Raw genomic sequence first — 21,619 nt, 5'->3', positions numbered from 1 at the left:
CTAATGCCCTTGGCCATTTAATCTTGCTTTCAGGCAACCAGCAATTGAATTTTATTCTTTCTTGTTTTAAGGTTAAATTACATGAAGAGCCATTTGGATGGTTGATTTTAGACCACTGGCCCAATTGCTGATATACCTTTAAATGAATATCTTTACTTGGAAACCTTCAGAAAAATATGAAAAAACCTACTTCCTCCCTCCTTTTAATATTTATTACTTCCATTTCATTTTTCACCAATGCCCAAGGGCAAACCATTGACCAGGTTATTAAACCAAAGGAATCACTGGCTCATTTCCGTTTTTTAGCATCAGATGAACTCAAAGGAAGAGATGCCCTCCGGTCTGAAATAGATATTGCCGCAAAATACATCGCTAACCAATTTTGGAAATATGGGGCAAAGGAACTTTCCAATGCTAATGGATATTTCCAGCCTATCCCCTTTCGCTTATCCCAACCTCCGCAATCTGCCCTGATCCAATTGGACACCAGCCTTTTAAAACATGGTGATAATTTGTTGATGATGGATGGGGGAAGTTTGAAAGGGAAATTTGAATTGAAAATTGCAGGTTATGGCTTGGAGGAAAACCTTAAAAATATTGATCTTAATGGGAAAATCCTGGTGACCCGTGTGGGGGCACCTGGAAAGACCAATCCTGCGGAAATCCTGGAACTTGGAAGAAAAAAGCAGCAATGGGCAAAAGGAAAAGGGGCCATTGGTTTGATAGAAATGTACCATTTGCCCAATACCCCTTGGGGTTTGCTTACCAATTACCTTAATAAGCCCAGGCTGACCATTGCCGAAAGTTTTGATCAGCCCTCCAGCATTCCTTATTTCTGGGTCAAGGACCTAGATGGTAAATTGATGCATTTCATAGATCAGAATAAATCTGTAAAAGCCAAAATTTCCATAGAAAGCAAAGGCAACCAATTGATCAAAGGACGTAATGTAATTGCCAAAATTGAAGGGACGGACGCCCAACTCAAAAATGAATTTGTAATGCTTTCTGCCCATTTTGACCACTTAGGGGTAGGAAGAGTTGATGCAGAAGGTGATTCCATTTATAATGGTGCCAGAGACAATGCGGTAGGAACTGTAGCCCTTATCAATGCTGCTCAATATTTTGCTCAAAATCCACCCAAAAGGTCTGTTCTGCTTTGCGCCTGGACGGCCGAAGAAAAGGGCTTGTTGGGTTCTGCCTATTTTGCAGAAAATCCATTAATTCCCCTTGACCAAATTATTTATAATCTCAATATCGATAATGGTGGATATAATAATACAGAAATCATTACCGTAGTTGGTTTGGGAAGGTCCACAGCTGATCCTCTTATCAAGGAAGCCATAAATCATTATGGATTAAAAACTATCCCGGATCCTTCTCCTGAACAAGGGCTATATGACAGGTCAGATAATGTCAATTTTGCTAAAAAGGGGATACCAGCTCCAACATTTAGTTTAGGCTTTACAGCTTTTGATGAGGAAATCATGAAATATTATCATCAACCAGCAGATGAAGTTGATAGCATGGACCTGGAATATGTTATGAAATATTGGAAATCCTATCTATTGACAGCCCAAAAAATCGCCAATATGAAGGAGCAACCTTTTTGGTTACCGGGGGATAAATATGAAGCTGCAGGAAAATCACTTTATGGATACTAATGGATTTTTTTGAAGTTTACTGCTATTGAGATCTTCAATGTTCATTTACCCATTTCCTTAAGAACAAAGAGTGAAGAGAAATGAATAAAAATGAAATAAAATAAGGTGTAATTAAGAAAAATTACACCTTATTTTATTCTTTGCGAATTTGCGTGAATATTATTTGGTGATTTTTATTTGGAAAATCTGGGTCCAAGCCATTTTTTCCAAATATAAAGGATAATCAATGCGCCAATAACTGCCCAGACCAAACCCCAGCCCAGACTACTTCCTCCCGCACTTTCAAATCCAAGAGCTCTTCCTATTATTCCCCCGACAAAAGCGCCTCCAATTCCAATCAGGATAGTTATAAATATCCCTCCCGGATCCCTGCCGGGCATAATCCATTTGGCCAAAGCCCCTGCAATTAACCCAAATATAAGCCACCAAATGATCTCCATAATTTTGCTCTATTATTTATGGAATATAATCATTATCCATTATTATTTTTTTCCTGACAAGGAAATAATTTTTGAAACATACTTCCTCTTTCTTCAAACCATCCTTGTCAATTTAAAATACGAATACTACCGGAACTTACATTACCATTAACAGTTTCCGGGGCTCCATTATCTATTTCCAATTTATCCCCATCCTTTTGATTTCCAACCTTGACACTTCCACTGGAAGCTTTTAAATAAAAATTAAAATTACTCAAATCATCATCTGTCTGAATATGAATGGAGCCGGAAGAACATTCCAAAAAAGTACTGGAACCTAATCCTCCATTTTCCACCTGAATGGAACCTGAGCTTACCTTTAAATTTCCCAGGGAGCTTACATTCTGAAGTTTCATTTTTCCGGAACTGACTTTTCCATCTACCTTTCCATCCACTTGGTTTAGTTCCAAGTAACCACTGCTGACCTCCCCTTTTATCGATCCTTTCAAATTTTCGAGTTTTCCATGACCAGATCTAACGGTAATCTCCATATCTGCGGCTACATTCTCCCCATTTATTTTTCCTGAACCAGCACTCAAATGGATTTTATTCCCCGATAAGTTGGACACTTCCATTTTTCCAGATCCCGTATTAATAATGATTTCCTTATGGTCCACATTTTTTACAAAAACAGGCCCTGAGCCATTTTTGATAACAAGCTTAACATTTTTAGGGCCCGCTAGACTAATAAACCCCTTATTGTTGCTGAGCCAACCTGGGAAATTACCACTTATATCGAAACTGATAATTAGTAAATCATCTACTATAGAATATTCTATTCCTGGGACTTCTTTATTAGCAGATTCAAAATATGCGTTTAGGAAAAAATTTGACCGATTGGCATCTCCTTCATAGCTTACTTCCAAGGGCCCACCATTTATTTCCACTTTGCTTATTCCATCCAATTCCTTTTGGATATTTGTGATTGCATGTTTGGGTCCATTGTTGCAGGAGTTAATTAGACTCCATAGGGGAATTAGCAATAGCCAATAAAGGGAAGAAAAACACCTGTTATGCATGGCCTTTGGATGCCTCATCAGATTCATTTCCATTTGGAGTAGTACCTCCATTACCTGTCATACCCCCGTTGGACATCATATTCAAAGTTTCATGGGCAATTTTGATATTATATTCGTAGGCGAGACTTTTATAATTTACCAAATCCACAATGGTACCTATCCAACATAACCCTACTGTAAGGAGGTAAAGGATGCCAAGGCCTATTTGCCCTAAAATAAACCGGTGCAAACCCGCAAATCCAAAAAAACCCAAAATTGCCAGGATAAGTATCATTTGGTTATCTTTCCTTCTTGCCCGGTACACTTGAGCAAAAAGATTTGCCTGTTCGTCATCCATGTTTTTAAGGATACCTTGTACATATCCAAGCTCCATACCCTCCAGTTCCGGGAGGTGTTTTAATACATTAGCCATAATATTGCTTTGTTTTTAATTGTTTTATTAGTTGAAAAATACGGATAAGAAGAACTGACCATGCGAAACCTGCAAGGGGGTGCATTTCCCAGGAAGTCCCCCATTTCCCCATAATCATCAATTTCATAGCCCTTCCCAATCCACAACCAGGACACCAGTCTCCCCCCAACCCATGAATTGGACAGAGGGAAAAAGAATGGGTAGCCATTGGGTCAATCCATAGAATACCAAGGAGGGCAATGGACCATAAAATTAATTCTGTAGGAAATGATTTTTTCAAGGCCTGTCTACTTATCTATCGGTTTTCAAATTACTAAAAGAATGCCATATGTTAAAAATACCAGTTTTGGCCTTCCCAAGTCATATCCTAAAATTTCTTTGTATCAAAACCGAACAAAAAAATGTCCGAATTCGAACTATTAAATACATATAATTTGGGATTTAAAACAAATTTTGACCCATTGGCTACCAATTGGAAACCATCGAAGAAATAGGTGTATCTTTAAAGTTTTTGATTTACTTTTTTAATTTAGAGATTTGTAGCTAAATATTAGTTAGACATGAAAAAACATTTCCTATTTATATTTCTTATTAGTTTGGTTTTAGGTTCTCAAAACCTATATGCTCAAGGCTCCTATGACCTTATTTCATTAGAGACCAAAAAATTTCTCGGTCAATTCAGTATTATTCCTGGAAGTGCAAAAAAAATCACAGATAGGCAGGGTTATGACAATCAACCATTTTTCATCAACGATGATCAAATGGTGTTTTCCTCCTCGGATGAAAAAGGGAATTTTGATATTTTTCTGTATAGTTTTGAGTCAGGGAAGTTCACCAATATGACCAGGACTTCAACAAAAAATGAATATTCCCCCCTATTGACAGATTGTGGCAAATACATTTCTGCTGTCACCGTAGAAGAAGACAACAGTAAAAGATTATGGTTATACCCCATCAATTTTGGGGAACCCGAATTGCTTTATGATGACATTGAGCCTGTCAATTATTATGATTGGTACAATAATATAGCTGCGATGAATATAGAAGGGGAACCCAATAAGTTGATTTATCCACGTAGCAGGGAAAATGTGGTCACCTTGGCAGAAAACGTTGGAAGAAGTATCCAAAAAAGACCTAAAACCAGCCAAGTGACATTTTTGGATAAAGGAGCCAATGTGGTAATCAACGGAAAGGACACCTATGAAATCAAAGCTTACGACCTGGAAGAAAATGTGCAGTCCAATTTTGGGGTGGCCTTAAGTGGTGCTGTTGATTTTATATGGTTGGATAAAAACACCCTTTTGATGGCCAGGGACCAAGAACTGTTTATCAAAAAAATTAAGAAAAGCCAAGACTGGGTCAAAATTGCAAAGGTAACGATGCCTGGTTATGGTGCCATAAGCAGAATGGCCATTAGTCCCAAATCAAACCGCCTGGTTTTGGTGATGGAAAGGAATGAAAAGGAATAGATTAAGATAAAAAATGGACTATTTGATTTTCAGGGGTTAAACATTAAATTCTGCATAAATTGTTTTCAGCAAATGTACCACTTAACCTTTTAACAACTCAATAGCCATTAACCAAGGCCCAAAAAGCCTTCCAGGGTCATTAAGCCTGGAAGGCTTTTTTTTAGATCTTAATCCTGATTTATTTTGGCCTCCAATAAATTGATGGCCAATCGGGTATCAATCTTGGAATCAAGCTCTTGTAGGGATTTAATTGCACTATTAACTTCAAAAACAAAATCCCTGCTTTGAGGGTTATAGGGAATGCTCTCCACTCCATGCAATATATCATCCATTTCCTTGGAGATTTCATAAAGTTGAGGGTCAAAATAAGCCTCATTGAATTTGGAAGTGATGTAATCTGAGGCCATTTGATTGGGCTGCAAGAAATCCCGCTCATAAAAACGGTAATCCCTCAAATCACTGATCAAAAATTCATAAGCAGGGAAATATTTTACTTCCGGAAACTCTGATACAATCTGATGCATTGCCACCCTTAATACGGATTTGCTGACCTGATTAAGGGTAATACTATCCTTAGTGTGCATCACGGGACTGAGCACCAATATAATATCCTTAAAATGATTGAGCTGAGGATAAATATGCCGAAATGCTTTTAGGATTTGTTCGGTTGATAATAACTCCTTTTCAAAAAGGTGTTGAGGGGCTTTATGACAATTGGCCACTACTTGTTTGGTTTCCTTATGCCTAAAAACAAAAGCTGACCCAAAGCTCAATATCAAAAACTCATTTTTAAAAAATTCTTTCCGGACCTGCTCGACCTTTATATTAATATTGTTGAGCAAATCCTCTGGAGATTTTCTCCTTCTTAAAAAATTAAACTGAAAATGATTCCAGTTCCCATCGTATTCGGTTATTTGTTTTTCATCTACCTGAACGTGATTACCGGCTATTTCCAGCAGGTTAAATATTGATATGGGGTTGTACACCCGGCCAAACGGATTGTTGGAAATATTTAAACCATATCTCATCAGATTTTCTGCCATCATGGATGAAAACCCCGACCCCATTGAGAGGATTTTGGATCCCTTTTCAATTTTAGTAGGATTCTTGGAAATCTTTAGTTCACTTCTAAATGTACTCATGGGCATATTGTCTATAGTTAAATTTATATCGAAAATTTTGAAGGGCATGCTCCTCCTATTCCATTGGTAAAAAACTTTATCAACGAAAATACATTTTAAGATTGTTCTCTTTAAGATAGGAAAAAAAAGATTTTGACCATATCGGGAACAAATAATCTTTTTTCCTCATTAGATCATTTTTTTTAATGGATTAACTAACTCAATAAAGTAAGTCCTCCCGCCTTCTGATTTCTAGTGGATTAACTTATAATTTTTGTGATGCTTTATTTCTAAGACCACAAACCCTATATTTGCAGCTTTAAATAATTAAAAAGCAGCTAAGAATTTCTATGAACAGCTTTATAGAAGAATTGCGCTGGAGAGGAATGCTCCAGGATATGACACCGGAAATAGAAGAACATCTAAATAAAGGGATTACCTCTGCATATCTTGGATTTGACCCTACAGCAGATTCTTTACATATCGGCCATTTAGTTGGAGTAATGACCCTCCTTCATTTTCAAAGAGCAGGGCATAAACCTTTTGCTTTGGTGGGAGGTGCTACAGGAATGATTGGAGATCCTTCATTTAAATCTGCCGAAAGGAACCTGCTGGACAAGGCTACCTTGGATAAAAACATTTCCGGCATCCAAAAGCAATTGGCTAAATTCCTGAATTTTGAAGATGATAAATCCAATAAAGCCGAATTGGTCAATAACTATGATTGGATTTCCCAATTTTCCTTTTTAGAATTTATACGGGATGTTGGAAAGCACATTACAGTTAACTATATGATGGCCAAAGACAGTGTAAAAAGGCGCTTGGAAGATGGAAATGGCCTTTCTTTCACTGAATTTTCCTATCAGTTGATCCAAGGCTATGACTTTTACCATTTATGGAAAAATAATAATTGCACGGTCCAGCTTGGTGGATCTGACCAATGGGGTAATATTGTGACCGGAACTGAAATGATCAGAAGAATGGGCGGAGGCAATGCCTTTGCGCTTACTGTTCCTTTAATTACCAAGGCAGATGGTTCTAAGTTCGGTAAAACTGAAGGGGGTAGTGTTTGGTTGGATCCTGAAAAAACTTCCCCCTATGCTTTTTATCAATTTTGGCTTAATGTATCCGATGAAGATGCATCCAAATATATTAGGATATTTACCACCTTGGATAAGGACACGATTGAGAACCTGGAAAAAGAGCATGCAGAAGCTCCTCATCTAAGGATATTGCAAAAAGAAATTGCGAAGAACATCACCATTTTGGTCCATTCAGAGGCTGATTATGAAATGGCTGTTAAAGCTTCCTCTATTCTGTTTGGAAAATCATCCACTGAGGATTTGGCCTCTCTGGATGAACGGACTTTCCTTCAAGTTTTTGATGGAGTTCCGCAGGTAGAAATTTCACAGGGGGAATATCAAGATGTCAATGGAGTACTTGACCTTTTGGGTGACAAAGGCCAGGGAGTCATTTTCAAATCAAAAGGGGAAGCCAGGAAAATGATTCAAGGTGGAGGAGTCAGTATCAATAAAAGCAAATTGACCGATCCCCAAGGCAGCTTGGAAGGTACCGAATTGCTTCAGGATAAATATTTGCTGGTTCAAAAAGGCAAAAAAAATTACTTTATCATCAAAGTACTAAACTAATACCTAAGGGGCTCCCCGCCCCTTTTATTTTGCTTTTTAGAAAGTGGTTTCTTTTTTAGATTAATTTGGTTTTAATAAATAATTCTCCACTCTTTACTTTTAAACAAAATTCAAATCAAATAAACTTTAGTCAAAATTCCGTATTGCTCTAAAAAACAGGTACTTTTACTCTCCCACTTCAATCTTAAAAATTAGAAAACTTTAAAAATATTTCAGGTTTAACTACAGCTTTTAAATAAAGTTCAATATTTTTAAAACCTGTTAAGGAAAAATGGATTTTAAAGTTCATGGGAAAATTAGAAAGACAGCAAAAAGAAAAAGATATATTAGAAGCAGCCATTAAGCTTTTTTCTTCCAAAGGGTATCATACTACCAAAATGGATGAAGTTGCCAAGCAGGCCAAAATGAGTAAAGGACTTATTTATTTTTATTATAAGAATAAGGAAGACCTTTATATGGCTGTTACTAAAAAGGCCTTTGAGGAGCTAAAGAATATCTTTAAGGAAACTCAAAAAGCCAAAGGGAAAAATGGAATTTCCCTCATTACAGATTTAGTCAATAATTTTTTAAGTTTTTCAAAGGGCAACAGGATGTATCATGAAGCTATTCTGAATTTTATGGGAATAATGGCCCTTTATAATGATAATTCTAAGAGAAAACAGATTGACCCTTTAATATTGGAAAGCCCCCATTTTAGCCATTTGCTCGAAATCCATCATGAGCCAGCCAAGATTGGGATTCAAATTATTTCTTTAGGGGTAAGAGATGGAAGCATGCGTCCGGACCTCCAACCGGAAATTACCTTTTATACCATATGGACCATGTTGATCGGCTATGAAAGGTTACGTGGACCGATAGAATATGAACATAAAGAAGTAAAAATAAGCCAGGAAAACTGGAAGAATGGATTTATCAAATTGCTTCATGATATGCTGAAAGGCACCATCCAGGCTCAAAAGCCCAAAGCAGTACAGGGTAGCCTATTTTAATGCTGAATTTCTAAATCTGACATATATCCCATCGAAAGGCTCACTTTTTTAAAGTGGGCTTTTTGTTTTTATAGGCATCGGTTAAATCATATAAGCTTAAAAGGAATAAATCTTTCATTAAAAATTTGGTTTAGCGATATTAAAACTCCAGTATTTCCTGTAAATAATCATCAAAAAATTTCAGGGGCACTAAGTCGAATAATTAGGAAATTTTTTATATTAAGTCAACTTTTGTGACACTATAAACTTTTGAAACACATGGATTTATCAAGCCTATTTTCCCTAGACAACAAGGTGGCAATCATTACCGGGGCCAGTAAAGGAATTGGTTTCAGTATAGCGGAGTTTTTTGCCGCAGCAGGCGCCAAAGTAGTTATCAGCAGTAGAAAACAAGAAGCATTGGACGAATTGGCTGATATTCTAAACAAAAAAGGCTATGATGTGACAGGAATTGCCTGCAATGTCGGTAAAATGAGTGATTTGGACGCCTTGGTAAATAAAACAATAGAAACCTACGGTCAATTGGATATTTTGGTCAATAATGCTGGAGCCAGTCCTGTTTACGGGCCTGTTCATGAAACCAGTATCAAGGCATTTGACAAAATTATTGATGTGAACCTTAAAGCTCCATTTCAGTTGGCAAAGCTTTGCTTACCCTATCTGAGGGAATCAAGCAGTGCTTCCATAATCAACATCACCTCCATTGGAGCCATTTCTCCGGAACCTGGATTAGGAATTTATAGTGTCAGCAAGTCGGCTTTGATATCCCTCACCAAAGTGATGGCAAAAGAATGGGGCCAACAGAAAATAAGGGTCAATGCCATTTGCCCTGGGCTTATTAAAACAAAATTCAGTGAAGCCATATGGTCAAATGAAGCCGTTTTGGAACCTATGATCAAAAGGCTTGCTATCAAAAGAATGGGGGAAAGTGATGAAATCGGGGCTTTGGCTTTATTTTTGGCTTCCCCTGCAGCATCTTATTCTACCGGGTCAGTTTATTGGGCTGATGGTGGCTATAATGCCTGAACAGTAAATTAGGTTTTTTCTTGTTCAATTTTATCATCTTCAGGTTCATCCACCTCCTCAAGTTCTACAATCTTGACTTTAATGGCTTGTTTAATGGGTTGAATACCTTTTCCAATGTTTTCAGCTATAAAATAGGTTATCTGTGCCCCAAACAGGAAAATAATTACCGAATAATAAACCCAAACCAAAACTATTACCAGTGATCCTGCAGTTCCATAAGCACTGCCCACATCACTATTCCCCAGATAAAAACCTATAAGGTATTTTCCCAAGGCAAACAATACCATGGTAACAATTGCCCCTAACCAAACCGAACGCCATCGGACCTTTGCATCGGGTAAAATTTTGTACATCAAACCAAAAATCACAACCATAAGCCCTTGGGTAAACACAAAACTAGTGAGAGTAGCCAAATAAATGGATACCCCTTTAATCAAAAGCTCCACATAATTGAAAAATATCACTATCAAGGCATCAATAATCAGGGATACTAATAGCACAAAACCAATAGAGGCTACCAATGAAAAGCTTAAAAGCCTGTTTATGACAAATTTAAGCAGCCCCTTTTCCGGCATCGGTTTAATATGCCAAATATGATTAATGCTGGTTTGCAAGCTTACAAATACCGTGGTGGCACTGAATAGGATTACTCCTATGGCGACCATTTTTGGGACAAATCCTTCTGTTTCCAAGGAGGCATTATATATTATCGAATCCAAGGTTTCGGCACTTTCCGGGCCGCTAAGTTGCTCCACTTGGTTAAGCAGTTCTTCCTTTACGGTACCTTTTTGGTAAAAGGTAGATCCAATATTTAAAACAATAATAAGGAGGGCTGGCATACTAAAAATGGTATAAAATGCCGTACCCGCAGCATAACTCATGGAGTCACTTTTCCCAAAAGCAATGACGCTATCTTTCAGTATTTGAAAGACGGTCATCTCCTTTATTTTATCGATCATTTCTTTAGCCTTAAAAATACCAACTTTATTACAACTATCTTATCTTAAGATAGTTAAGGAAACTAAGAAAAGTTTTGATAAATTAAAAAATATTCGATGGTATATGTTACTTACCTTATACCTTTTTCTGGATGTCTTCCCGTTATTTTCCTACCAAATTCTTTCATTTCACCAATCTGACCATCCATATTACCATCGGGCATAAAAACAGGTCCGATTCCGGCATGTTTCTTCTTATAGTCCAAATAACCTATCACAATCGGAACTTCTGCCCCCTGAGCCACACGGTAAAAGCCAGTTTTCCACTTTGGTGCAAAACTCCTTGTCCCTTCAGGGGTAACCATTATTACCAATTGATCCTTTTCCTTTAACATATTGATCATAGCTTCTGTATAGGTCTGTCTCTTCTTCCCAGATATCCGCTTTCGATCAATTGAAATTCCTCCTAACACTTTGATCAACCAACCAAGGGGCCCTACCATTACCTCTTTTTTAATAGTAAACTTAACCGGTATATCCATCAGAAAAAATGCCGCTCTGGCATACAAAAGGTCCCAATTACTGGTATGTGGAATAGCAATCAGGACTGCTTTTTTCAATCCCTTAGGCCAGCCTCCCATCACTTTCCAACCAGTTATCCAAAAAATAAACCTAGAAATTAATTTCATCATTCTTTTTTAATTTTCTTTTCCCAATTCCGTTATGGCATTATTTGATCGAATAAATTCCTGTGTTGACTTATAACCGGTATCAAAAATAGCTTGGGCACTTTTAATATCAAAAACCCCAAACTCTGCCAAGCCTTTTGGTTCTATAAAATAATCACATTTATTTTTTCTGCTGTAAACATTATAATTAATCGACATAATTACTGTCCTTTCTATCATCCTCTTCATATTATGGACATTGTCACTCTCAGGCAGATGATTACAATTTACCCCAATAATGTACTCACATTCCTTTTCCAAGGCTTCCACAGGCAAATTATTTAACACTCCACCATCTACATAATGCCTGTTTCCAATCTTAATCGGCTCAAATATCCCTGGAATACAAGCGGAAGCCAAAAGTGGCCGAATCAGTTCACCTTGGTAAAAATAAACCGATTTTCCTTTTTTAAAATCAGTAGCAGTAATGCTTAAGGGAATTTTTAGGCTTTCAAAGCTATTATCAACCAAATATTTCCGGTAAAGGGTTTCCAGCATATCCATTTTTAATATTCCTTTCCAACTAATTGCAGGCCTGATAAACCTGAAATAGTTGGTCCGGAGAATTATTTCCAATATTTCATCGGGAGAAAACCCTTGACAAAAAAGCGCTCCCACAATAGCTCCGGCACTAGTACCAGAAACCATTTCTATTGGAATATTTGCTTCTTGCAAAGCTTTAATAACTCCCAAATGGGCAATACCTCTAACTCCACCTCCGGATAGGGCTATTCCTATTTTTTTATAAGATTTCACTTAGCGGAAATGTTTGATCCAACCTAACCCCTTTTTCTGTTTTTTTGAGAGTACAGCATTCATTTTTTGGATCATGCTCTAGAAATATAATGTAGCCCTTTTCGGCAGCTTCTTCCAGAAATATTTTCTTTTCCTCCAGTGTAATCAAGGGGCGGGTGTCATACCCCATTACATAAGGTAGTGGAATATGTCCCACCGAGGGCAGCAAATCGGCAGCAAATACAATTGTTTTCCCATAATAATTTAATTTGGGAATCATTTGCTTGTCAGTATGTCCATTGACCGTGAAATAATCAAAATTAGGAAGAAAAGTACCCTTTTCCTCTTCCAAAAAATTCAAATGACCACTTTCTTCCAATGGAAGGATATTTTCCTTTAAAAAAGAAGCCTTTTCCCTGGCATTAGGCTGTATCGCCCAATCCCAATGGTCTTTGTGGATCCAATATTTTGCATTTTTAAAAACTAATTCCAACCCCTGCTTACCATTTTCTTTGTACTTTACCCCTCCCCCACAATGGTCAAAATGCAAATGGGTCAAAAAATTGTCAGTAAGGTCATCAGGGGAAAAACCTGCTTTTTTTAGCGACCCCATTAAATTTTCCTTGCCATGAAGATAATAATGGGAAAAAAACTTTTCATCCTGTTTGTTCCCAATGCCATTATCTATTAGTATCAAGCGATTATCCATTTCAACTAATAAACAACGCATGGCCCAGGTACACATATTTTTTTCATCTGCAGGATTGGTACGTTGCCATAAAGTTTTGGGGACCACTCCAAACATGGCTCCACCATCAAGTTTAAAAAAACCTGTATGAATGATATGTAATTTCATAAATTACATTGATTGATTTTAATATTTATTTCCAGAAAGTACCCTAATAAGGGATTAATTTTGCTGGCCTAAATAAAAAGACCTCTGTAAAAACAGAGGTCAAAATTAAAGTAATGATTATTTATTTTCATTGACCACTCCCATACTACAAAATTTATCGATACGGGCATCAATTCTTTTTTCGGGTTTCAATTTATCCAACTCTCCGAGGGCTTCAATTATTTTTTCCTTGATCGTCTGGGACATATCCTTAAGGTTTTTATGGGCTCCTCCCAATGGTTCAGGGATAATACCATCAATCAGTTTATTTTCCAGCATATCAGATGCAGTTAACTTCAGCGCCTCTGCTGCTTGCTCTTTGTAATCCCAGCTTCTCCACAAAATAGAAGAGCAGGATTCTGGAGAAATTACTGAGTACCAGGTGTTTTCCAACATATATACCTTATCTCCAATCGCAATACCTAATGCTCCACCCGATGCACCTTCACCAATAATGATGCAAATGACCGGAACTTTTAACTTAAACATTTCTTTAAGGTTTTTGGCGATTGCCTCCCCCTGACCTCTTTCCTCAGCTTCTAACCCAGGGAAAGCACCCGGAGTATCGATGAGTGTAACAATGGGTTTACCAAACTTTTCGGCCATTTTCATCAAACGAAGGGCTTTTCTGTAACCTTCAGGATTGGCCATACCAAAGTTCCTTTCCTGTCTCTGTTTGGTATTTCTGCCCTTTTGTTGGCCAATAAACATTACGGTCCGACCATCCACATCACCCAGTCCTCCGATCATCGCTTTATCATCTTTTACATTTCTATCGCCATGCAATTCCACAAAATCATTGCTGATTTCATAGATATAATCCAAGGCATAAGGTCGGTCAGCATGTCTGGAGAGTTGTACTCTCTGCCATCTGGTTAAATTTTGGAATGTTTCTTTTTTCAAAATTTGTATCTTTTCTTCCAATGACTGAATATCAGCAGATAAATCTACATCTCTGCCCTTTGCCAAATCCTTCATTTCCTGAAGTTTAAGTTCTAAATCAGCAATTGGCTTTTCAAATTCTAATACCATATTTACAATTTTTAACCATTACAAAGATAAAAAGATATTCCTGAAGAAATATCATTAATAGCAGCTTTCCTTATATCTCTGCCCAACTTCTTAGAAAAACTTATAAGGCCGAAAATAATTTAAAATTTATTACCCTGATATTGAGAGTAATAATCCTAAGGGTGATTTTTTTTAAGGACAAGGCTTTGCAATAAAATTAAGAACTACTACCTTTGCATCACTTCAAACGAGAAGAAAACAGCAAAAAGAGGTTAACAAGCCATAAAATGCTGCAAATTGAAAAAACGGAGTGGTAGTTCAGCTGGTTAGAATGCCTGCCTGTCACGCAGGAGGTCGCGGGTTCGAGTCCCGTCCATTCCGCTTTTATTATAAAAAAGAGTTTTAAATAGACTCAAAATGAACCAAAGGAGTGGTAGTTCAGCTGGTTAGAATGCCTGCCTGTCACGCAGGAGGTCGCGGGTTCGAGTCCCGTCCATTCCGCTTAAAGCCTAACAGTTTTGTTAGGCTTTTTTTTATGTCCTTTTCCAAAAGTTTGAATTGGTTAGGATTGGATTTCAAGGTCCCATTTTATCCACCCTTCTTTTCCCACTAATAAATTCAGTTGGTTAGAATGTCCCGCCCAAACGGGAAGGTCGCGGGTTCGAGTCCTCCCGATCTCCTTCGGGACAGGCTGTCAGTTCCACGAAAAAGCTAAAAAATTATATCTCAATAAAATTTTAATCTACATTGGAATAATAAATTGCAGTAAGGAATACTATTCGACATTTTCAATTTCGAATCTTTGATAATCAGTATTTTAAAACCTAGATGATGGAATTAATTAGTGATTTCAACTTCCGGTCAATGATTATTACCCCTAATACGGAACTCAGGGTTAATGGAAATAAAGCCCGGGCCCTTTTTGATTATTATTGCCTTGTGAGCCTTCTTCCCTCAAATGAAAACCTTACTCACTCTTGGAGAAACCCAATTGCAAAACCTGGGTTTTGGAATCACCTTTCCTTATTAATGGAATAAAAAATGCCAACTTCTCAAAGCCTTTATAACAAATTAGGACTATTTGGTTGCTCACCAAGATGTAAAAGAGTGAAAAGTTTCTATATTTATTAACCTTAGCAATCTTTGTGCCTCAGCGAGAAAATTAAAATTACTAAGCTCGATAACATTGCCCGATCACATCAACAGTGTCAACAATTCCAGGTTATCATTAAGGTAATTGTATTTGATCCTTTTTTCATCCATTCTTTTGAAAAGGCCATGCACATCATTTGGGTCTTTCAATTCTACACCTACTACTGCCGGCCCATTTTCCCTATTGTTCTTTTTGGTAAACTGGAAATAGGCTATATCATCATTGGGACCAAGGATTTTACTGACAAAATCCTTTAAGGCGCCAGGCCTTTGCGGAAATTGAACCATAAAGTAATGCTTCAAGCCTTCATACAATAAAGAACGCTCTTTGATCTCAGCCGTCCTCATTATATCATTGTTTCCACCGCTGACCACACAAATCACGTTTTTCCCTTTAATTTTTTCTCTATCATACAAGGATAAAGCAGCTAATGTCATGGCTCCAGCTGGTTCAACCACAATACCTTCATTATTATACAAATCTAAAATGGTTGTACAAATTCTCCCTTCAGGAACCAAATGCATTTCCTTGATACTCTCCTTACAAATTTGGAACGGAATTTCCCCTACCCTTTTTACTGCCGCTCCATCAACAAAACCATCAATATCCTTCAGTGGAACGGTAGAGGATTTTTGAATAGCGGTCAACATGGAAGGGGCTCCTTCCGGTTCAGTACCGATAATATGGGTTTGGGGACTTATTTTTGAAAAATAGGTCGAAATTCCTGCTGCCAATCCTCCGCCGCCAATGGGTAAAAACAGATAATCAATTGGGAATTTAGCTTCATCAAGAATTTCTTTACCTACTGTCCCCTGCCCCTCTATTACTTTGACATCATCAAAGGGATGAACAAATACTGCCCCCCTATCCTGACAAAAACTGGAAGCAGTCTGAAAAGCATCATCATAAGTGTCTCCAGTCAAAACTATTTTGACCATATCCTTTCCAAATAATTGCATCCTTTTAATTTTTTGGGGAGGAGTGGTAGAGGGAATAAAAATCGTTCCTTTGATGCCCAAATTTTTACAAGCAAAGGCAACTCCTTGGGCATGGTTTCCTGCACTGGCACAAACAACCCCTCTTGATTGTTCCTCTTCACTTAAATTTGAAATCATATTATAAGCCCCCCTCAATTTATAGGACCTGACTACTTGAAGATCCTCTCTTTTGAGGTAAAGGTTACATCCATACTCCTCACTCAATTGGTAATTGTATTGTAATGGTGTGGAGGTAACCACATTGGCCAATAAGTGGCCCGCCTGAACTATTCCCTCGAAAGTAACAGCACTCATGATTTCTTTGCGTTTTTGGGTAATCTTCTATATATAAATATAAAAACTTTTTATGGTTTATGTACCATTTTTATTAATTGTCAAACTCCCCAAGTAAAGAACTGGAAATTAGATTATGGTAAATTTTCAAATAGTAATTGTTCAAAAACTAGATCAAAAGTTAAAACCCTAAAACCCCTTATAAGACAAAATCCTTTCCTTCATTTAATCAATTTTATCAGGGTAAAATCTATCATGTTTCAAATTGACATTTGTCAGCTTTCCTGATATTCTCCTCACCTACCTTTACAACCGCATTAACCAAATGATACTTTGTCATGGCTTCGATTACTATCCCTACCCAAAAAACCACAAAATCAAAGACTTCAAAAAGGAATAAAACATGGTTAAAATACTGGAATCCGGAGGATGTTGAACTATGGAATACTAAAGGCAAAAAACTTGCCTGGACCACCTTGTCCATAACTACAATAGCCCTCACCCTTTCGTTTGCTTCATGGTTTATGATAAGTGCCATTGTGACCAAACTTAATTCAGTTGGATTTGCCTTTACACAAACCCAGTTGTTTTGGTTGGCTGCTATGCCCGGTTTGGCGGCTGGGACCCTTCGGATTTTACATACATTCCTTATCCCCATCTATGGGACACGGCACACTATTACCATTTCCACCTTAATTAAATTAATCCCAGTAATTGGTATTGGACTGGCCGTAATGAATCCTGGAACCCCATTTTGGGTATTTATGATATTGGCCTTTACCGCTGGGTTTGGCGGAGGAGACTTTTCTTCATACATGCCTTCCACCAGTTTGTTTTTTCCCTCCAGGTTAAAAGGAACGGCTCTGGGAATTCAGGCAGGCATTGGGAATTTTGGGGTAAGCCTGGCCCAGTTTATGACTCCGGTCATGATTGGCATTGCCCTTTATGGTGCTCCCCAGGTGATCCAAAAATTGGATGGAGCAACTGGAAATATGGTTTACGAGGAATTCTTCCTTCAAAGTGCGGCATTTTGGTATGCTCCCCTATTAATAATAATTGGGATCCTTTGTTGGTATTTCTTAAAAAGTGTTCCGGTGAAAGCGAGTTTTAAGGAACAATTGGACATATTCAAGGACAAGCATACATGGAATTGCACCATTACCTATTTTATGACCTTTGGAACATTTGCAGGGCTTTCTGCAGCCTTTCCGATGATGATTCAAAGCCTTTATGGAAAGTTTGAAGCTGCTCCGGATCCCTTAAAATACGCCTTCTATGGTCCATTGATTGGATCTGCATCAAGGGTGCTATTTGGATTTATTGCTGACAAAGTAGGTGGTGCTGTATTGACCACCCTAACAGGAATTGGATTATTATCAGGTGTAATTACTCTTCTTTCCTTTGGTTTGGTAAACCCATCCGGAATGGAGCAGTTCCCATTATTTATTGGGGTAATGATGGTATTATTTTTCTTTACTGGAATAGGAAATGCATCGACATTCCGACAATTTCCTATTATATTCAAGCATAGTAGTCGTCAAGCGGCAGGAGTTATTGGATGGACAGCTGCCATCGCGGCCTATGGCCCATTTGTTTTTTCCCTTGCTATAGGTGCTTTTATTAGTCATACCGGCAGCGCAGATGGATTCTTTTGGTTGTTAGGAGCTTTTTTGATTCTGGCCACTGGCGTCAACTGGTATTTTTACCACAGAAAGAATGCTGAAAGACCTAGTTAAACCTAAAATAACTTGAAAGGATGTTTAAATTTTTGAATACATTAAACAAAACCGCATTCATCAAAGCCTCGGTTGCAGCAATTTTAGCCATCATTTTGGTATTCATTGGGTCCAGGGACCTACAAAATTTTGACCCTGCTTTGATTGGCTATTTGATGGGAACCATTTTTGCAGTCTTTGGAATAGCCTACCGGTATTCTGTTTGGCTGCAAAGGCCTCCCACAAGACTTTATTGGAGAAGGAGCTGGCAATTTCTTTTAAGCAAGGATTTTGTCAAATATGCCACAAGATCAATAGGTCTTTTTTTTAAAAATATCCTTTTCCAACGATTTATTTACCCTAGGGGAAAAGCCCGTTGGTGGGGCCATTTTATGCTGGCCACCGGTTGTCTTATTGCATTTGCAGTGACAATCCCACTTACTTTTGGTTGGATACATTTTACCCTGCAACCAGGGGCTACGGTATATACAGCTAATTTCTTTGGTTTTCCTGTAGGTCAGTTTGACCTGGGCTCCCCTATAGCTTTTATGACTTTCCATGCATTGGTATGGTGTTCGGTTTTAGTCACCATTGGGGCTGCCATCATGCTAAAAAGAAGATTGACTAATGGCGGCCTGATAGCTACCCAAACCTTTGAAGGGGATTGGCTTCCATTAATATTGCTGATAGCTATTTCTTTGACAGGTTTGGGAATTACATATGATTATACATTTCTGGAGGGCAGAACCAACCAGTTTATGTCCGTCATCCATGCGGTTACGGTTATCCTGTTTTTGATTTGGATGCCATTTGGAAAGTTTTTTCATATTTTCCAAAGATTAGCCCAGGTGGGAGCCAATATTTATATAGTGGAAGGAAAAAGAAGGGGGATGGCAAAATGTCCCCATACAGGGGAGGAATTTGCTTCTAAAACCCATGTGGAGGACTTAAAAAAGGTAACCAAAGAGTTGGGTTTTGATTTTTCTTTGGAAAATGGGCAAAACCACCTGGATTATTCACCAGAAGGAAAAAGGTCTGCCCTGGCCAAAGCCCACTTCCAAGCTCGAAAAGAATCAGGAAAGTTTTTTGGATAAACTCAAAATAAACTCAATAAAATATGTCTAAAATCCCTGTACCGCACCAAAAACTCATTGAAAAATACGGTCCTCACAAGGCTTATACGCCAAAAGGCGGTTTTGAGGGGTCCAGTGAACCGGACAAATTGGTGAAAACCCATTGCTGTTTCTGTGGTATGCAATGCGGCATCCAGTTAAAGGTAAAGGACAATAAAATTGCTGGATTTGAACCTTGGATGGAATTTCCCTTTAATGAGGGCCGTCTTTGTCCCAAAGGGGTTCAGCGGTATTTACAAAACAATCACCCTGACCGGATCTTAAGCCCATTGAAAAGAGTGGAAGGGAAAGGGTTTGAACCTACTTCCTGGGAAAAAGCAATGACCAGGACTGTTCATGAAATCCAACGCATTCAAAAGGAATATGGGAATGATGCATTTGCCATGCTTTCCGGAGTTTCGCTGACCAATGAAAAAAGTTATATGGTGGGCAAATTTGCCCGAGTAGCACTTAAAACAGCCAATTTGGATTACAATGGCCGTTTATGCATGGTAAGTGCAGGAGCAGGCAATAAAAAAGCCTTCGGCCTCGACCGGATTTCCAATAACTGGAGTGACCTGAAACATGCCGAGGTCATCATCATTGCCGGAACCAATATTAGCGAAACCTTCCCCACCCTGACTCATTACATTTGGGAAGCCAGGGATCATGGGGCCAAACTTATTGTAGTAGACCCCAGGGTTACCCCAATTGCCAGAACAGCTGACCTACATTTACCTGTCAGGCCTGGAAGGGACTCTGCACTTTTCGGGGCCATGCTCAAAATCTTGGTTGATAATGATTGGCTGGATCATGAATTTATCGACAATTACACCAGTGGATTTCAAGAAACCATTGATGCGGTAAAGGATTATGATTTGGATTGGGCCGAAGAAACAACCGGCATTCCAAAAGAAAAAATCCAGCAAGCTGCCTCATGGTGGGGAAAAGCCAAAACCAGTTTTCTATTACATGCCAGGGGTATTGAACACCACAGCAAAGGGGTGGAAAATGTATTAAGCTGTATTAACCTTGTCTTGGCTACGGGTAGAATTGGAAAACCCTATTGCGGCTATGGGACCATCACCGGGCAGGGAAATGGCCAAGGAGGAAGGGAACACGGGCACAAATGTGACCAACTTCCCGGAAACCGTGACATTACCAATCCCGAACACCGGAAATACATTTCTGAAGTTTGGGGCATTGATGAAAAGGACATGCCTGGAAAAGGTTTGACTGCCTATGAACTGATTGAAGCCATCCATAGAGGTGAGGTCAAAGGGTTAATATCTATTTGTTTTAATCCATTAGTATCTCTTCCCAACAACAACTTTGTCAGGGAAGCTTTAGAAAAACTGGAATATTATGTATGCATAGATTTCTTTTTAAATGAAACTGCCAGGCATGCGGACATTATTTTTCCTGGTTCTCTTCATGAAGAAGAGGAAGGCACCGTTACCACAGCAGAAGGAAGGGTCGTAAAAATCAACCAGGCAATCACCCCACCGGGAGAAGCCAGAAAAGACAGTGATATCCTCATTGAACTTGCCCAAAGATTAGGCGCAGGGGATAAATTTAATTATAAAAATAGTGAGGCCATTTTTAATGAATTACGGGTGGCCTCCAAAGGAGGAACTGCGGATTACTTTGGCATTACCTATGAAAAAATAGAAAAAAACATGGGTGTTTTTTGGCCCTGTCCTTCAGAGGACCATCCAGGAACACCCAGACTATGGGAAGACCGGAAATTCAAAACGCCGGACGGAAAAGCTCATTTCAACCCGGTTTCTTACCGGGAACCTTCCGAAGTGGTAGACAAAGAATTCCCAGTAGTATTAACAACAGGAAGGGTGGTTTCCCAATACCTCAGCGGTACCCAAACCCGGAGGATTGGAAAGTTGGTGGACCAATACCCAGAGCCTTTATTGGAAATCCATCCCAAATTAGCCTACCAATATGGTATTCAGGAAAGGGAATTGGTTAAGGTCAAAACCCGGAGAGGAGAAGGTGAATTTCCTGCCCAAATTGTGGAAACTATCAGGGAAGACACGGTCTTTATCCCCTATCATTGGGGAGGAAAGCAGTCTGCTAATCAATTGACTATTGGCACATTGGATCCGGTTTCCAAGATCCCTGAATTCAAAGTTTGTGCCTGCCAGTTAATTCCATCTGGAAAAAAAGCCCCTGATATCAAATTATCGAAAGCCTATCAAAGTTTATAACCCAAAATACTATT

The 21,619-nt window shown here is 38.5% G+C and carries 20 protein-coding genes and 3 tRNA genes; 11 read left to right on the top strand and 12 right to left on the bottom strand.

All coding sequences use genetic code 11. The annotated features are described in order from the left end of the window. The first annotated feature begins 176 nt into the window (after nucleotides 1–176). Nucleotides 177–1,661: a M28 family peptidase gene (locus tag QWY93_RS15780; protein WP_290249362.1), complete on the top strand. Its 1,485-nt coding sequence runs from the start codon at nucleotides 177–179 to the stop codon at nucleotides 1,659–1,661. Between the two features lie 173 nt (nucleotides 1,662–1,834). Here QWY93_RS15780 and QWY93_RS15775 read toward each other — a convergent pair whose 3' ends face one another. The 4 genes from QWY93_RS15775 to QWY93_RS15760 all read right to left on the bottom strand — a co-directional run bounded on the left by QWY93_RS15775 (nucleotide 1,835) and on the right by QWY93_RS15760 (nucleotide 3,779). Further along, on the bottom strand, nucleotides 1,835–2,101 hold the full coding sequence (locus tag QWY93_RS15775) for a GlsB/YeaQ/YmgE family stress response membrane protein (RefSeq protein ID WP_290249361.1): 267 nt from the start codon (nucleotides 2,099–2,101) through the stop codon (nucleotides 1,835–1,837). A 107-nt stretch (nucleotides 2,102–2,208) separates the two neighbouring features. Beyond that, nucleotides 2,209–3,177: a DUF4097 family beta strand repeat-containing protein gene (locus QWY93_RS15770; protein WP_290249360.1), complete on the bottom strand. Its 969-nt coding sequence runs from the start codon at nucleotides 3,175–3,177 to the stop codon at nucleotides 2,209–2,211. Beyond that, nucleotides 3,152–3,571, bottom strand: a complete 420-nt coding sequence (locus QWY93_RS15765) for a TM2 domain-containing protein (RefSeq protein ID WP_290249359.1) — start codon at nucleotides 3,569–3,571, stop codon at nucleotides 3,152–3,154. Before QWY93_RS15765 ends, QWY93_RS15770 begins: the two co-directional genes overlap by 26 nt. Beyond that, on the bottom strand, nucleotides 3,564–3,779 hold the full coding sequence (locus QWY93_RS15760; protein ID WP_290249798.1) for a DUF2752 domain-containing protein: 216 nt from the start codon (nucleotides 3,777–3,779) through the stop codon (nucleotides 3,564–3,566). The genes QWY93_RS15765 and QWY93_RS15760 overlap by 8 nt, the downstream gene beginning before the upstream one ends. Before the next feature lie 352 nt (nucleotides 3,780–4,131). On the opposite strand from QWY93_RS15760, the gene QWY93_RS15755 reads away from it, so the two are divergent. After that, complete coding sequence (locus tag QWY93_RS15755; RefSeq protein ID WP_290249358.1) at nucleotides 4,132–5,040, top strand: TolB family protein; 909 nt, start codon at nucleotides 4,132–4,134, stop codon at nucleotides 5,038–5,040. A 167-nt stretch (nucleotides 5,041–5,207) separates the two neighbouring features. Here QWY93_RS15755 and QWY93_RS15750 read toward each other — a convergent pair whose 3' ends face one another. Continuing rightward, a complete protein-coding gene (locus QWY93_RS15750; protein WP_290249357.1) occupies nucleotides 5,208–6,182 on the bottom strand; it encodes a GSCFA domain-containing protein in 975 nt (324 codons plus the stop codon). 329 nt (nucleotides 6,183–6,511) lie between these two features. Here QWY93_RS15750 and tyrS point away from each other — a divergent pair, with 329 nt between their 5' ends. The 3 genes from tyrS (at nucleotide 6,512) to QWY93_RS15735 (ending at nucleotide 9,825) form a co-directional block, all read left to right on the top strand. After that, nucleotides 6,512–7,810, top strand: a complete 1,299-nt coding sequence (gene tyrS, locus QWY93_RS15745; RefSeq protein ID WP_290249356.1) for a tyrosine--tRNA ligase — start codon at nucleotides 6,512–6,514, stop codon at nucleotides 7,808–7,810. Between the two features lie 287 nt (nucleotides 7,811–8,097). Then, entirely contained in the window at nucleotides 8,098–8,799 is a 702-nt protein-coding gene (locus tag QWY93_RS15740; RefSeq protein WP_290249355.1) for a TetR/AcrR family transcriptional regulator, read from the top strand. Between the two features lie 258 nt (nucleotides 8,800–9,057). Then, a complete protein-coding gene (locus QWY93_RS15735; protein WP_290249352.1) occupies nucleotides 9,058–9,825 on the top strand; it encodes an SDR family NAD(P)-dependent oxidoreductase in 768 nt (255 codons plus the stop codon). 8 nt (nucleotides 9,826–9,833) lie between these two features. Here the strand turns inward: QWY93_RS15735 and QWY93_RS15730 are convergent, their stop codons facing one another. From QWY93_RS15730 to QWY93_RS15710, 5 genes are all read right to left on the bottom strand, one after another. Further along, nucleotides 9,834–10,784, bottom strand: a complete 951-nt coding sequence (locus tag QWY93_RS15730) for a YihY/virulence factor BrkB family protein (RefSeq protein WP_290249349.1) — start codon at nucleotides 10,782–10,784, stop codon at nucleotides 9,834–9,836. A gap of 110 nt (nucleotides 10,785–10,894) precedes the next feature. Continuing rightward, a complete protein-coding gene (locus tag QWY93_RS15725) occupies nucleotides 10,895–11,455 on the bottom strand; it encodes a 1-acyl-sn-glycerol-3-phosphate acyltransferase (RefSeq protein WP_290249346.1) in 561 nt (186 codons plus the stop codon). A 6-nt stretch (nucleotides 11,456–11,461) separates the two neighbouring features. Next, entirely contained in the window at nucleotides 11,462–12,247 is a 786-nt protein-coding gene (locus QWY93_RS15720) for a patatin-like phospholipase family protein (RefSeq protein ID WP_290249345.1), read from the bottom strand. Next, nucleotides 12,234–13,082 (bottom strand): MBL fold metallo-hydrolase, encoded by an 849-nt coding sequence (locus QWY93_RS15715; RefSeq protein WP_290249344.1) that lies wholly within the window; start codon nucleotides 13,080–13,082, stop codon nucleotides 12,234–12,236. The genes QWY93_RS15720 and QWY93_RS15715 overlap by 14 nt, the downstream gene beginning before the upstream one ends. Nucleotides 13,083–13,199: 117 nt before the next feature. After that, on the bottom strand, nucleotides 13,200–14,153 hold the full coding sequence (locus tag QWY93_RS15710) for an acetyl-CoA carboxylase carboxyltransferase subunit alpha (protein ID WP_290249343.1): 954 nt from the start codon (nucleotides 14,151–14,153) through the stop codon (nucleotides 13,200–13,202). A 286-nt stretch (nucleotides 14,154–14,439) separates the two neighbouring features. Between QWY93_RS15710 and QWY93_RS15705 the strand changes: the two genes are divergently transcribed. The 3 genes from QWY93_RS15705 (at nucleotide 14,440) to QWY93_RS15695 (ending at nucleotide 14,805) form a co-directional block, all read left to right on the top strand. Then, nucleotides 14,440–14,513, top strand: a tRNA-Asp gene (locus QWY93_RS15705). A gap of 46 nt (nucleotides 14,514–14,559) precedes the next feature. Further along, a tRNA-Asp gene (locus QWY93_RS15700) sits at nucleotides 14,560–14,633 on the top strand. A gap of 114 nt (nucleotides 14,634–14,747) precedes the next feature. Continuing rightward, a tRNA-OTHER gene (locus QWY93_RS15695) sits at nucleotides 14,748–14,805 on the top strand. Nucleotides 14,806–15,326: 521 nt separating this feature from the next. Here QWY93_RS15695 and ilvA read toward each other — a convergent pair. Both ilvA and QWY93_RS15685 read right to left on the bottom strand, forming a co-directional pair. After that, a complete protein-coding gene (gene ilvA, locus QWY93_RS15690) occupies nucleotides 15,327–16,577 on the bottom strand; it encodes a threonine ammonia-lyase IlvA (protein WP_290249342.1) in 1,251 nt (416 codons plus the stop codon). 232 nt (nucleotides 16,578–16,809) lie between these two features. Further along, the gene (locus QWY93_RS15685; protein ID WP_290249341.1) at nucleotides 16,810–17,094 is read right to left on the bottom strand and encodes a hypothetical protein; all 285 of its coding nucleotides are present in this window, start codon (nucleotides 17,092–17,094) and stop codon (nucleotides 16,810–16,812) included. Nucleotide 17,095: 1 nt separating this feature from the next. On the opposite strand from QWY93_RS15685, the gene QWY93_RS15680 reads away from it, so the two are divergent. From QWY93_RS15680 to QWY93_RS15670, 3 genes are read left to right on the top strand one after another with little or no spacing between them, the layout of a single operon-like run. Further along, nucleotides 17,096–18,292, top strand: a complete 1,197-nt coding sequence (locus QWY93_RS15680) for an MFS transporter (RefSeq protein ID WP_290249340.1) — start codon at nucleotides 17,096–17,098, stop codon at nucleotides 18,290–18,292. Nucleotides 18,293–18,312: 20 nt separating this feature from the next. Next, the gene (locus QWY93_RS15675) at nucleotides 18,313–19,365 is read left to right on the top strand and encodes an MFS transporter (protein ID WP_290249339.1); all 1,053 of its coding nucleotides are present in this window, start codon (nucleotides 18,313–18,315) and stop codon (nucleotides 19,363–19,365) included. Nucleotides 19,366–19,388: 23 nt separating this feature from the next. Further along, nucleotides 19,389–21,605 (top strand): molybdopterin oxidoreductase family protein, encoded by a 2,217-nt coding sequence (locus QWY93_RS15670; protein WP_290249338.1) that lies wholly within the window; start codon nucleotides 19,389–19,391, stop codon nucleotides 21,603–21,605. The last annotated feature ends 14 nt before the right edge of the window (nucleotides 21,606–21,619 follow it).

Origin of the sequence: Echinicola jeungdonensis (genome assembly GCF_030409905.1) — a bacterium.
In the GTDB taxonomy this organism is placed as follows: domain Bacteria; phylum Bacteroidota; class Bacteroidia; order Cytophagales; family Cyclobacteriaceae; genus Echinicola; species Echinicola jeungdonensis.
The sequence above is the reverse complement of the archived record's forward strand: the minus strand, read 5'-3'. Positions and strand labels throughout refer to the sequence as shown.